Origin of the sequence: Pedobacter nototheniae (genome assembly GCF_004335085.1) — a bacterium.
GTDB lineage: Bacteria > Bacteroidota > Bacteroidia > Sphingobacteriales > Sphingobacteriaceae > Pedobacter > Pedobacter nototheniae.
On the sequence record NZ_RQRS01000019.1, the window covers coordinates 21311 to 36036 of the forward strand.

Annotated in this window: 10 protein-coding genes; 2 read left to right on the top strand and 8 right to left on the bottom strand. The window is 36.3% G+C overall.

Features of this window, described 5'->3' with window-relative positions; genetic code table 11:
• Positions 1–15 precede the first annotated feature (15 nt).
• A complete protein-coding gene (locus tag EHC72_RS16125) occupies positions 16–516 on the top strand; it encodes an RNA polymerase sigma factor (protein ID WP_170311735.1) in 501 nt (166 codons plus the stop codon).
• 1 nt (position 517) lies between these two features.
• A complete protein-coding gene (locus tag EHC72_RS16130) occupies positions 518–1120 on the top strand; it encodes a hypothetical protein (RefSeq protein ID WP_131538742.1) in 603 nt (200 codons plus the stop codon).
• 599 nt (positions 1121–1719) lie between these two features.
• Here the strand turns inward: EHC72_RS16130 and EHC72_RS16135 are convergent.
• The 8 genes from EHC72_RS16135 to EHC72_RS16170 form a co-directional block, all read right to left on the bottom strand.
• Complete coding sequence (locus EHC72_RS16135; protein WP_131538743.1) at positions 1720–3594, bottom strand: alpha-amylase family glycosyl hydrolase; 1875 nt, start codon at positions 3592–3594, stop codon at positions 1720–1722.
• Between the two features lie 130 nt (positions 3595–3724).
• Complete coding sequence (locus tag EHC72_RS16140) at positions 3725–5101, bottom strand: MFS transporter (protein ID WP_131538744.1); 1377 nt, start codon at positions 5099–5101, stop codon at positions 3725–3727.
• A 32-nt stretch (positions 5102–5133) separates the two neighbouring features.
• A complete protein-coding gene (locus EHC72_RS16145) occupies positions 5134–6978 on the bottom strand; it encodes an alpha-amylase family protein (RefSeq protein WP_131538745.1) in 1845 nt (614 codons plus the stop codon).
• Positions 6975–9293: a glycoside hydrolase family 65 protein gene (locus EHC72_RS16150; RefSeq protein WP_131538746.1), complete on the bottom strand. Its 2319-nt coding sequence runs from the start codon at positions 9291–9293 to the stop codon at positions 6975–6977. The genes EHC72_RS16145 and EHC72_RS16150 overlap by 4 nt, the downstream gene beginning before the upstream one ends.
• A 66-nt stretch (positions 9294–9359) precedes the next feature.
• On the bottom strand, positions 9360–10040 hold the full coding sequence (gene pgmB, locus EHC72_RS16155) for a beta-phosphoglucomutase (protein ID WP_131538747.1): 681 nt from the start codon (positions 10038–10040) through the stop codon (positions 9360–9362).
• A 35-nt stretch (positions 10041–10075) separates the two neighbouring features.
• Positions 10076–11959, bottom strand: coding sequence for a glycoside hydrolase family 13 protein (locus EHC72_RS16160; RefSeq protein WP_131538748.1), 1884 nt, complete (start codon positions 11957–11959; stop codon positions 10076–10078).
• Between the two features lie 70 nt (positions 11960–12029).
• On the bottom strand, positions 12030–13064 hold the full coding sequence (locus tag EHC72_RS16165; protein WP_131538749.1) for a pullulanase X25 domain-containing protein: 1035 nt from the start codon (positions 13062–13064) through the stop codon (positions 12030–12032).
• A gap of 18 nt (positions 13065–13082) precedes the next feature.
• The gene (locus EHC72_RS16170) at positions 13083–14672 is read right to left on the bottom strand and encodes a RagB/SusD family nutrient uptake outer membrane protein (protein ID WP_131538817.1); all 1590 of its coding nucleotides are present in this window, start codon (positions 14670–14672) and stop codon (positions 13083–13085) included.
• Positions 14673–14726: the final 54 nt, after the last annotated feature.

Genomic DNA, 14726 nt, shown 5'->3' on the forward strand with positions numbered 1-14726 from the left:
GCAAATCCTTAAATTTTGAAAAAGACAGCATTAGAAATAGAGTTTGAAGCCAATGTTAAAACATACAAACTGCTGATTTATAAGATTTGCAGAATGTATGTAAACAGTCACGACGATATACAAGACCTTTATCAAGATATTATTATCCAGCTGTGGAGATCGTATCCGAAGTTTAGAGGCGAGTCTAAATTTAGCACCTGGCTCTATCGAATTGCAATTAATACTGCATTAACCAATTTCAGAAAGCAAAAGCGTTCAATTCAAACTACTGATGTGGAAGTTCAAAAGATTGAAATACCTGATAACGTTACTGATGGAATAAAGGAAGAGCAGCAGCAACAATTATACACTGCAATTCAAGCTTTAAACGATGTTGAAAAATCTATCGTGATGCTTTACCTAGAAGATAAATCATACGATGAAATGGAAGAAATTTTAGGAATTAGCAATGCCACCCTTCGGGTAAAAATGAATAGAATTAAAGACAAATTAAGAACCCTTACCAACAACAAATAATATGGAATTAGATAGCTTAAAAAATAGCTGGAATAGTGTTTCAGTAGATTTAAACCGCAATGAGTTTGACATAATTACAACAACAAAAAAAGAAATGCAAACTCCTTTAACTGCCTTAAAAAAGATAGCCAAAAAGCAAACTCTGGTACTGCCAATAATTTTTGGCTTTTTAGTGGTTATGACGACTTCAGTACCCGAAATGAAAACTCAATTATTAATTTGGATGGCTTTTATTGTGCTACCTTTAACAACAATTTACTATTACTTTAACCTTAAAATGATCCGCGAGTTAGAGGAAACCAATGGTACAGTAAAAGGCGATTTACAAAGAAAAGTGAGCCGATTGGTAAAGAGTAACAACATTTACCTTATCCTAACTAGGGTTATATTTGTAGCACTTATAATACTAATAGAAGTTATTTTACGTAATAATAGAATGGATTTGGTAGTGGACCTGAAAGCACTAAAGTCAATAATTTTACCCTTAAGGTTGCTGATTTATGCTGGTGTAATTGGTATACATTATATTTTAAGCAGATATACTTTTAATTTATACTTTGGCAAGTATTTAAATCATTTAAAATCTTTATTGAAAGAAATGTAGTAAACTTCTATTTCGGTACGCATTAACGATCAAATTAAACCTGATTACAGCGGCATTCCGATTTTTTTCTATCGGGATATAGCGGAAAGCAGGAACCAATTTTCATCAGAACTACAGACTTTGCTTTCCAAAAAAATAAAATAAATATTTGGAAATGAACGGACAGATGCATTTGGCTTAATGAAGTCCCGCTCCCATTTCTGCCCAAATGAAATATTTTGGCATCCACTCAGATCGGGTTTAGATACAGTGGGGAAACCTGAAAAGAGAGATTACTTTAAAGCACAATTCTTAATCCGTTTGCAATGACGATTTAGAAGAAAAAAATGAAGTGTTTCGAAATTCTATTTCGGTACGCATTACGATCAAATTAAACCTGATTACAGCGGCATTCCGATTTTTTTCTATCGGGATATAGCGGAAAGCAGGAACCGATTTCCATCAGAACTACAGGCTTTGCTTTCCAAAAACTTAATATAAATATTTGGAAATGAACGGACAGATGCATTTGGCTTGATGAAGACCGGGTTTTGGCTAAAATAATTGCCCTGCCAATTGCATAATCATCATTTCGCAATTAGCAGGGCAAAATTATTTTCCTACTTCAATGCTGTTTTACTAAAAATATGATACTCGCCCGGAGCTAATGTGGAAGTATATGTATTTGTTGTTAAGTTAATACTACTCCCGAAAGCATCAATCCAATTGCCCGATGCTCCAAAATCTATATTGGTGGGTTGTGCAACTACATCAAAATTACCGACTACAAAAACAGTGTTTGCGGCATCTGTAAGCTTAATATATTTTATGCCACCTGCTAAATTATAGGTTGATGTTGTTGAGTTAAAAATACTATTGTTCTTTTTTAGTTTAATTAATTTGGTATACACATCATACAATGCCTTTCTATTTACATCACTTAAGTAATCCCATTTAATTGGTTTTTCACCTGTTCTGCCATTAAAATTTATGCTAATATCGTAACCAAGCTCCCCAAATTGCCAAATCATTTTTGGGCCGGGGATACTTAACATAAATGCCGCAGCCATTTCTTCTCTCTTTAATGATGTTTGCAAATTGTCTTTAATCATGTAATTACCTGATGCATTACCATAATTGATGTTTTTAAATGTCAGGCGTTCTTCATCATGGCTTTCTATATAACCAACCAGGTTTTCTGACTTACTGAAACCATGGTTGGCATAAAAACCCCAAGAAAAATCAGACTTACCAAGCCAGCCCATTGTGGCTTCGTTCATGTTATAATTCATATTATTCCAAAGCATCATACCATCATCTGCTAAAACTTTTTCTTCGGTTGCATCAGCGAAGTGCTCTAAAATCACATAAAAGTTATTGGGATCTATGCTTTTAATATAATTATTGTAATCTTTCCAAATTGCAATTCTACTTGCATCGTAGGCGGCAAATGAGGCATCATCAGTAGAAGTTTTTTGAGTAAAACCTTTAGAAAGGTCGAACCTAAAGCCATCAATTTTATATTGTTGCATCCAGAATTTGATCACATTTTTGGCAAAATACTTTGTGGCTGCACTTTCGTGATTAAAATCGTAGCCTACATTATAAGGGTGCTTGGCATCTACATTGAACCAAGGGCTATCTGATGTTGGTTTTGTACCATCAAAATATAACTGTACCATTGGCGATTGACCGAAGGAATGATTTAAAACCATATCCATAATTACAGCGATACCTTTTCCATGGCATTCATCAATAAAATTTTGAAGCGCTGTTTTAGTTCCATAATATTTGTCGGGTGCAAAATAAAACGATGGATTATAGCCCCAGCTTAAATTTCCTTCAAACTCATTAATGGGCATAAGCTCTATGGCATTGATACCTAAGTTGCTTAAATAATCTAATTTAGCTAGGGTAGATGCGTAATTATGATCGTTAGTAAAATCTCTTATTAACAGTTCATAAATTACCAGGTTATTTTTATCCGGACGGATAAAGCTGGTATTTTTCCACGTATAAACTGGCTGGTTGGCTTGCATAATACTTACTATACCCGTGGTTTTACCTGATGGATAGGTTTTTAAATTCGGGTAAGTTGCAGCGGAAATATATTTATCATTGTCTTCATCTAAAATTTTTTCGCAATAAGGATCAGCCACTTTTAAACTTCCATTTACCAGAAACTGATAAGCATATTCTGTTGATGGATTTAGATTATCAATTTGCACCCACCAGTAATTTCCATCGCTTGTTTTTTTCATAACAGATGCGGAGGATGACCAGTTATTAAACTCACCGATTAAAGAAACAGAAGTTTTACCTGGTGCGTATAAGGTTACAATTGCAGATGTTCCATTATTTATAAATGCAACACCATCTTTTGCGCCTGCTGGCAACTCTGTTGGTGGCGTAACCACTGGGCCATCATTACTTACCTTTTTGCAGGCACTATTTAAAATGATAAGAAACAGAAAGAAATAAATAATTTTTTTCATGGTATAAATTTGGTTAGGTAAAGGCAATAACATTCCAATATTGCCAATTTTACAGGTTGACAATTGAAAAAATCATTAAATAAATTATAAAGAAATTGCCCGCTTTTTAGGCGGGCAAAAATGTATGCTATTAAACTGCTCTATCTTCCTCTACTTCGAGTTTTGCGGTAAGCGTTGGATCAGTTTTTTTAGGCTCGCGAATAAAAACATAGCAGATTAATGCGGCAAGAATCATTAAACCACCACCAAGTTGTACGGCTAAAAGTCTATCATTATTTAAAACATTACGCATTAACCAGCCAAAGCCTAATGAGGCAATAATTTCTGGCAATACGATAAAGAAATTGAAAATACCCATATAGATACCGATTTTATCTTTGGGTAGCGAGCCACTTAACATAGCGTAAGGCATAGAAAGAATACTTGCCCAGGCAATTCCTACCCCCGTCATACACAGGTAAAGCATATTTTTATCGTGCACCCACGCTACGCTAATTAAACCTATTGCGCCACAAATTAAGCAAAGTGCATGGGTAGTTTTACGACCTAGGGCATCGGCAATTTTAGGTAATATCAAGGCAAAAAGAAATGTAATTACGCTATAGTATGCTAATGTTAAACTGCCAAAATCGGCTCCATGCGCATAAATAGGGTCGCTTGCATCTTTACCGCCAAACACATTTACGGCAACAGCTGTGGTGTAATAAAACCACATTAAAAATAAGCCTGGCCAGGTAAAAAACTGCACTAAAGAAACAATCTGCATTCTTTTAGGCATATTCATTAGTGCATTAAAAATTTCTCGGGCACCGCCTCCAAATCCCTTATTACTTTCTAAAACTTTTTCTTTAAAATCAACATCTTGTGGCGGATATTCTTTTGTAGTAAAAACCGTCCATAATACTGCGGCTAAAAAGAAGAATGCTCCAATATAAAAGGAGAATTTAACGTTTTCAGGAATGCTACCTTGCTCTGCTGTATTTGTTAAATGAAAAACATTGTTCATAATCCACGGTAAAGCGGAGGCAACACTACCACCTAAACCTATCATCATGCTTTGCATAATAAAGCCACGGTTTACTTGGCTATCTGGCAATTTATCGGTAACAAATGCCCTGAAAGGCTCCATTGCAATGTTTCCAAAAACATCTAAAATCCACAATAATCCTGCAGCCATCCACAATACACTACTGTGTGGCATAAAAATTAAGGCAATACTACTTACAATGGCACCTACTAAAAAATATGGTCTTCTTCTACCCCATTTTGGGTGCCACGTTCTATCACTTAAATAACCAATAATTGGTTGCACCAGCAGCCCGGTTAAAGGTGCAGCTAAAAACAATAAAGGAACCTGATCAGGGTTGGCACCGAGATTTTCATAAATACGCCCCATATTGGCACGTTGCAAATCCCATCCAAATTGTATTCCGAAGAAACCGACACTCATATTGATGATTTGTACTAGCGTTAGTTTCGGATTCTCAAATATTGTTTTCAAACTCATTATATTGGTTTAATTTTTTTAAGCAAAGGTTTTTAAAATTCTATTACTTGTGCGGTAACGGGTGTTAATTTTACGGGAATGCTTGTTCCTGCAGGAATATTTAATTTAATATCCGTTAACAAATCAGTTACTCTGGATGATGATTTTACTTTTAAAATTTCATCTGGAATTTCGATGTTGGCTTCCATTGTTTGGTTACGATCAAAGTTAGCCACAACTAATAAACGTTGCTTACCAGAATATCGGATAAATGCATACATACGATTGTTCATGTTTCCGGTTTGTGGCACTTCAAAAATATCACCATTTAATACCGCGTCGCTTGTGGTGGTTACTTTAAGCAATTGCTGATAGTAATCTCTTAACTTTTGCTGATCGCTATTAAGTTTTTTACCGTCAAATTTACCTCCATTCATCCACTGTTGGTGTGCGGGTACCCCCCAATAATCAAATATAGTGGTACGGTTATCATCACCGCCAAAACCCTCCGCTCCTTTTCCGGGTTCGCCAACTTCTTGTCCAAAATAAAGCATAACAGGACCTTTACCCAAAGTTGCCGAAACTACCATTGCAGGTAAAGCCAATTCGGCCTTGCCTGCAAAACCTGCTGATGCGATACGTTCTTCGTCGTGGTTTTCTAAAAAGCGCAACATATGATCGCCAAAACCAGCGCTTTCTACTTGCCAAACGTGCTTAATATCCTTTACATCTGCGGTTGGTTCGTTCCTGATTAATTTCTTCAATCCGTCGTAAAGTCCAACTTTATCATACAGGTAATCAAATTTCCCTTCATTAAGGTATTGTTTGTAAACCTGCGGATTATAAGCTTCGCCAATAAAGATAATTTTTGGATTAATGGCTTTAACCTGTGGAATAACCCAATTCCAAAAAGCAATTGGAACCATTTCTGCCATATCACATCTAAAACCATCTACACCTTTATTTGCCCAAAAGCTTAAAATATCCTTCATTTTAAGCCAAACAGGTGGTATTGGATCAAAATGTTGTTGTTCTCCTGATTGATAATCAACTCCATAATTTAACTTAATGGTTTCATACCAGTCATCATATTTTGGTTGTGCTGCAAAAACATTATTCCCTGTAGCTTTCGCAGGGTTTTCATCAAACTTACCATCTTGCAAAGCAGAAATAGGTGTTTGTTTAGGTGCTTCAACTGGAACAACAAAAGGCTGTTCTGGGATATAATAAAAATCGTTATTAGTGCTAAATGCTTTTGTAACATCATCCATTGCGCCAAAATCTACCGCGTTAGCAGGCTTGGCGTATGAGTGGTAACTTCTGGCTACATGATTGGGAATAAAATCTATAATAACTTTTAAATCTTTTGCGTGTGTTCTTTTCAACAAAGATTCAAACTCCTGCATCCGTTTTTTAACATCGACAGCTAAATCTGGGTCAACATCATAATAATCTCTAATGGCGTATGGCGAACCTGCACGACCTTTTACTACATCTGCATCATCAGGCTTAATTCCAAAGGCCGAATAATCGGTTAAGCTTGCATGCGCCAGTGCGCCTGTATACCAAACGTAATTTACATGTAATTGCTTAATCCCATCAAGTGCTTTATCGGTTATATCGTTAAACTTACCGCTACCATTTTGCTCAATTGTGCCGTATGGAATGTTGGTTGTTTTTTTATTTCCAAATAATCTTGGCAGCAATTGATAAATCACGATTTGCTTATCGTTCATTGTTGTGTTATTTTTTTGTGCGAAAGAAGATAATGAAGCGAATAGAAAGAGTGCGGACAAAAACCAAACCAATGCCTTAAAATTGCTTCGTTCAGCACAATAACGATTTATTAAAAAATCTGAGCTTCTATCTTCTTCCGCAAAACCTTTTACTTTTATCATACTAATTCAGCGTTGTTTACTTCAATTTCGGTGTTTCCGGCTAATTTGTATTGCTGGTTTCTAATACCGATTTCAAGATCTACGTTTCCGCTATTTTTAATGCTAATTCCGTTTTCTGTAATTTGAACTTTTAAAGTTGTACCTCTAAATCCAATAGTAAACGAGAATGACTTCCATTTTTCTGGTAAGAAAGGATTAAATTGTAATTTATCATTGCGCACTCTCATACCTGCAAAACCTTCAATTACACTCATCCATGTACCAGCCATTGAGGTAATGTGTAAACCATCTTCGGTATCGTTATTATAATCATCAAGATCCAAACGTGCCGTACGAAGATAAAATTCATAAGCTCTGGCTTCATCATTTAATTTGGCGGCTAAAATACTGTGTACGCAAGGCGATAATGAACTTTCGTGAACGGTGCGTGGCTCATAAAAATCAAAGTTGCGCTTTAAGGTTTCTAAATCATAATCTTCTTCAAAGAAATAAAGTCCCTGTAAAACATCAGCTTGCTTAATAAAGCATGAACGCAAAATACGATCCCAACTCCATTTTTGATTAATCGGTCTTTCTGTGGCAGGTAAATCTTTAACTAAAATTTGTTCTTTATCCAGGTAGCCATCTTGTTGTAAGAAAATTCCTTTTTCTTCATCAACAGGGTAGTACATTTTCTCAATAATATCTGCCCAATCGGTAAATTCGGCTTCATCAAAGTTTAAGGCTTTAACAAGTTGATTGTATTTTTCTGGCTGCTGGCTTTTAACTATATCAGCACTTTCTTTTGCATACTTTAAACACCAGGTAGCCAATGTGCTGGTGTACCAGTTGTTATTCACATTGTTTTCGTACTCGTTAGGCCCAGTTACACCGAGCATAACATATTGTTGCTTATCGCTGCTCCAGTTTACGCGTTGTTTCCAAAAACGGGCTATACCAATTAAAACTTCTAGGCCATAATCAAATAGATAACTTTGATCGCCTGTATAGCGGATGTAATTAAAAATAGCAAAGGCTATGGCGCCATTACGGTGAATTTCTTCGAAGGTAATTTCCCATTCATTATGGCATTCTTCGCCATTCATGGTTACCATTGGGTACAATGCCGCACCTTTATTAAAACCAAGTTTTTCGGCATTTTCTATGGCTTTTCCTAATTGTTTATGGCGATAAATTAATAAGTTTTTGCTTACTTCTTGTGGTGCTGTTGCTAAATAAAAAGGTACGCAATATGCTTCTGTATCCCAGTAGGTAGAGCCTCCATATTTTTCACCGGTAAAACCCTTCGGACCAATATTTAAGCGGTCATCTTTACCTGTATAAGTTTGAAATAACTGAAAAATATTGAAGCGAATTGCTTGTTGTGCTGCAACATCACCTTCAATAATAATATCACTTTCTTGCCATTTAGTTTCCCATGCTTCGGTTTGTTCTTTTAATAAAGTATCGAAACCTTTTGTGGTTGCGTTTTTAATAACCGATTTACAGTGATCTAAAAGTGAAGCTTTTGGATGGTTTTCTGACGATAAGTTGGCGGCAATTTTATATAAAGTAATTTCTTCACCTGCTTTTACATCAATAGAAAAAGTTTGACCAACATATTTCTCCTTACGGATTTCTTCTGCCTTAAAACTAATTTCTTCTGCGTTTTTAAACAGCTGGATGCTGCTTCCAGTACAAACTTCGAAAGCTGTTTTTTTGGTGCGTAAAGTTAAATATGCTTCATTTCCAGAAATTTCATCGGCTACGGCTTCCCAAAATTTCTCATCGTAGTTGCTGTCTTGGTTTTTAACATCACCATCAATAAAAGGTGTTAAAGTTAATTTTCCATCAAAATCTACAGCGGTTATATTGTATCTAATGGCGCCTACTTCATCATCAGCAATGCTACAAAAACGGGTAGATTTTACCTTAACTGTTTTCCCACTTTTTAGTTTAGCTGTAAAACTACGTTCAAGGTAGCCTGCATGCATATTAAGTACACGCTTAAAATTGCTTACTTCGGCGGTTGCTAAATCTAAGATTTCATCATCAATTTTAACTTCAATACCTATCCAATTGGCTGCATTTAAAACTTTTGCAAAGTATTCAGGGTATCCGTTTTTCCACCAGCCAACTCGGGTTTTATCGGGATAATAAACGCCAGCAACATAATTACCTGGTAAGGTTTCGCCCGAATAAGTTTCTTCAAAGTTTGCACGTTGCCCCATACGGCCGTTTCCTAAACTAAAAATACTTTCAGATATTTTATTTAAATGAGGATCAAAGCCCTCTTCAACAATATTCCACTCGTCTGCTTTAATGTAATTCTTCATAATATAGTATCAAGTAGTGGTTATAGGTATGTTAGGCGAGTGCCTTTTACCATAACCTTACTTTCTTTATAATTTCTCTAAATCTTTAACTGTTAATTTATCCAATCCGCTTACCACAACATCAGCCTCGGTAAGTACACTTTTCTCGCCAATGCCAATTGCTTTCATTCCACCATTTTTGGCGGCTTCTACCCCTGCAACGGCATCTTCAAAAACCACACATTCTTCAGGCTTGAAGCCCAAAAGCTCTGCTCCTTTTAAAAAAACTTCGGGATCTGGTTTTGATTTGCTTACCATATTTCCATCTACAATTTCATCGAAGAAATGAGCCAGATTGGTTTTTTCTAAAATAATGCCTGAGTTTTTACTTGCTGATCCTAGCGCAGTTTTATAACCCGCAATCTTAATCTCCGTTAAAAAATTAACCGTACCTGGTAAAACTTCGGCAGGGGTCATTTTGGTAATCATATCTACGTACCAAGTGTTTTTTAAGGTCGCTAGTTCTTCTTTCTCAGCATCTGTTTTAGTTACATTGCCCCAAGCTAATATTTTATTAAGACTTTCTACCCTGCTTACTCCCTTTAATTGTTCATTTTGCGTTTCCGTAAAATCGAAACCCATTGCATTTGCCAAACGTTTCCAAGCTTTATAATGATAAACTGCAGTATCTACCAATACACCGTCTAAATCAAAAAGACAAGCTTTAATTGTTGAAGTTGCCGGAAGTGTGTTTTCTTGTATTTTCATATAGTAATCAACCAATTTAAATTGGTGGGTAATGTTTAATTTAATTCTAGCACTAAGGTTGTTTTAGCAGGAACTTTAATTTCTTTTAAGTTTGTAGTGCCTCCTGTAATTACATTTTTTGCAGTGGTAAGGCCTTTAATTCTTTCTGAAAATCTTTCAGTTACTAAATTCTTCTCTTTTTCTGAAGGATTTACAATAACCATAACCGTTCCTTTTGCATCATCGTTGTAGCGGAAATACACGTACAAATCATCTTGTGGAACGTATTGCATTAACTTACCTGTTTGCAAAGCAGTACTATTTTTTCGGAAATTGGCTAGAGTTTTCACAAATGTAAACGCTTCATTCTCTTTATTTGTTCTGCCATTGGCAATAAACTTATTCTGCTTATCGCCATCCCATCCACCCGGAAAATCGGAACGGATTAAACCATCAGGATTAGAAAAGTTTTTCATTAAAATTTCTGTTCCATAATACATTTGTGGAATGCCACGCATGGTTAACAAGATAGCCATTCCTTCTTTATACTTTTCAAAATCTTCGTTTACCATTGAGTAAAAACGACTCATGTCATGATTATCTAAAAAGATGCAATTTGTATTTGGGTTTTTATAAAGAAAATCCTGTGCTAAAGTGGCGTATAAGCGGTTAATACCATCTGTCCAGCCGGTTTTACCGTTCAATCCTTCGTAAATAGCATCTTTTAAAACAGCATCCGTAATACCTTGCAAGTGTGTATCTAAGCCTCTGTTTACTGTATTGCCACCAGTAAAAAAGGCCTGACTAGCAACTGATGAAACCAATGTTTCGCCAAAAACGGATAAATTTGGAAATTCTGCATGAATTTTCATTGCCCAATCTGCCATGTAAGCGGCATCATTATAGGGATAAGTATCTAAGCGTAAACCATCTATACCTGCATACTCAATCCACCAGATGTGGTTTTGAGTTAAATAATTTTGAACGTATGGATTTGTTTGATTTAAATCGGGCATTGATGGAACAAACCAACCATCCAACATTTGTTTTTTATCGGCAGCAGATGCGTGTGGATCCATTACCGGTTGATCGCGGTAGCTGGTTTGTGTATATTTTGGCCATTGATTTAGCCAATTCTTCATTGGCAAATCTTTATAAAACCAATGTCCTGTGCCAATGTGGTTATGCACTACATCTTTAATAACTTTTAAGCCTTTTGCGTGGCAAGCTTCTACATATTGTTTGTAAAGCTCATTAGTGCCATAACGAGGATCAATTTTATAATGATCGGTTACGGCATACCCGTGATATGATGCATGTGGCATATCATTTTCTATTTCCGGTGTCATCCAAACTGTGGTAACACCTAAATCTTTTAAATAATCAAGGTGGTTAATAACCCCTTGAATATCGCCCCCATGACGGTAGTACATACTATCGCGATTTAAGGCTGTTTCTGTTAAGCCTTTAACAATGTCGTTATTTTTATCGCCGTTGGCAAAACGATCTGGCATTAACAGGTAAATAAAATCTTTGTTGGTAACGCCTTGAATACGCCCCTTACTTTCATCACGATTTTTTAACTCGTAAGTATAAGTTTGTTTTTTTCCGTTTAAAGAAAAATTGATAGGAAATTTTCCTGCCTTAGCTGATGATGAAACTTCTAAATCCAAAAACAAATAATTCGGATTTTCTACTTTATTAACCTTAACCAATTTAACGCCAGGGTAAGTTAGTGCAACATTCATTGTTGCAATGTTATCTCCATGTACCAACAATTGCAATTTTGGATTGTGCATTTGGGTAAACCAGAACATGGGTTCGATGCGTTCTAACTTTTGAGCAAAAAGGCTTGAGCTTGTTAATACTACAACCAATAAGGTGAGTATTTTTTTTAGGCTTACGGAAGGTAAAATAGAAGAAGTATAAGATCTGATCATGCTAAAAACTAAAAGGATGGTAAAAACCCCGCAAAGAATATTTCCTTGCAGGGCATGTATTAATTAATGATTAATTTTTGACGATGGTATAAGTACCGCCTGTTACTTTATCGCCAGCCTTTATTAAAGCTAGCTTAATGGTATAACTTCCAGCAGTAGTAATTTTAATATTACTTCCGTTTAATTCTAAATTGTTGCCACCACCCAGGTTAACATCCCAGGCATGAGCAAAACGGAATTTAAATTCGCCAAGGCCAAGATTGGTCGTAATACTGTAAACTGTGTATTTACCGTCGTTTACGCCTTTCATATCGGTATCCGTTCCCCAGCCACCTGGTGTTGCATCACCAATGATAGACCATTCGCTAGGCGTAGTATATGTAATGGTATTTTTATTTAAATCAACCGTAACCTGTTTTACAAGTGCATCAGGAGATTTTAAGTTATTACCTGCGGAAGAACTGATTTTACCTGCACCATCATCGCCATAAGCTACATCCCATTTTTTTGCAGGCGTAATTTTAAATTCTAGGTTTCCAGCTGTAAAAGCAATCATACCAGTATAAACACCATTACTTGATAGCGAAATTAAACTATCGGCTGTAGCTGGATTCCATCCTTGATATGCACCAGGAGCATAAATCCAAGCTGAAGCTAAGTATGGAGTAGCAGATAATGTGATTACATTTGAATAGGTTACATCGTTAACGGCTGCGCCTGATTTTAAACGAACTTCTAATTGTGCAGGTTTATCCACTACGCCACCTAATGCAAGAATGATATTATTAACATCTGTAATAGTTGGTGCATAAGTTTTGCTGGTTACCACAAACTCTCTAACTGGCGAGAAATTAGTCCCTTTCAACCCAAACTGTATTGTACTTGTAACGGGCACAACATAACCAGAAGAAGTTGCTAAAGGATAACTTAGTGTTAATGCAGGTAACGCTCCGTTAGCTTGAACCAAACTTAAGTTAGTTGTTGATGCCGTAAGTGTTCCTGCTGGTGTAATGGTAGAAACCGTTTGGGTTTCGTCTTTTTTACATGACCATAGCGAAAGTGCTATAAAGCATATTGCTAGGGATTTTAAAAATATTGATTTCATCTTTATAAAACGTTAAGATTAATAACCTGTATTTTGAACCAAATTCGGATTGGCAATTAAATCTGCTAATGGAAGAGGGTAAAGATTACGGAAAGCAGGTAAGCTAGCTCCAGCTTGTACACCGCCTTTAAATGCCCATAAATATGTTGATCCTGTGAATTTTCCATAGCGGATTAAATCCGTACGGCGGTGTCCTTCCCAATACAATTCGCGTCCACGCTCATCTAAATAAAAATCAGTTGTTAGGGCTGCAGCGCTTACATTACCTGATGCGTTGCCATAAGCTCTTTGGCGCAATGCATTTACATAAGTTAAGGCTTTTGCTGCATCACCGCCAGAACCGCCACGGGCAATAGCCTCTCCATAAATTAGATATTGTTCTGCCAAACGGAATAAAGCAAAATCTAGCGAACTAAATGTTCCATTTAATGTTCTGCCTGGCAAACCAGCTGAAGTAATATTTTTAAATTTAGTTACACGAAGTCCATCAGTAAATTCGCCCACAGCATCCACAGCACTTTTTGTTCCGAAGAAAGCTCCACGTTTATCAAGTGTTCCGTTAGGATCTGGGAATAAAGCTGGTAAATTTTGACGGGTTCTGTTACCACCCCATCCGCCACCTGGTACACCATAAGATGTAGGGTTCATATCTGCATTAATGGCTGCATTAATTAAATAAGTTGTACCACCGTTGTTGGTTCCATTTATACCGTCATAGTTAATGGTTAAAATATTTTCAGTGTTATTCACATCATTATCTGATCTAAACAAATCCATGTAATTAGCTTTTAACGAATAACTTGCTGCAATTACTTTACTTGAATAGGTAATGGCTTCAGTATATTTTGCAGTACCCGTGTACACTTGTGCATTTAAATATAATCTGGCTAGCAACGCCCAATCTGCACCTTTATCAGCACGACCGTACTCGTTTGTTCTAGGGTCAGCTAAATCTCCTTCAATAGCTTTCAACTCTGATTCAACATAATTGAAAAGGGCAGCTCTTTGAATTTGTTTAGGATTTACTTTACCAATGGCATCGTCTTCTGTAACGAATGGAGGATTGCCAAAAGCATCTAACAACACCCAATATTGATAAGCACGTAAAAAACGGGCTTCAGCACGGTAACGCGTTATTGCAGTTGCATCTGCACCTGTAATGTTACGACTAGCTAATTTTTCTGCTGTACTTTCGCGAAGAAATTCATTACAAAAAGTAATTTGAAGAATGCTTCTTGAATATAAACCACGTAAAAATTGATTGTCTGGCGTTGGTGTACCATAATCTAATTCTGGAACTCCAACATCACCCCATGCACAAATGGCTTCATCAGTGGTTAATTCTTGAGTCATCCAAAATAACCTTAAAAAATCTGCGAAGCCAGAGTTTAATCCCCCAACATCGCTTCCATCAGCACCTTGAGGACTTGTTAATCCAAAAGTTGCATATAACTTTACTAAGCTATTTTTGTAACCCGCAGGTGTAGCGTAAACAGAAGTTGCTGTTACATCATTTGTTGGTGTTAAATTAAATGCCTCTTTTTTGCATGAATTTAATGACAGCAGTAGCATACCTGATGCCAATATCGTTTTAAATGAATTTTTCATTTTCTTATATCTTATTTTATAGGTTCTGATTACCTGTTTATTTGCTTGCACAGT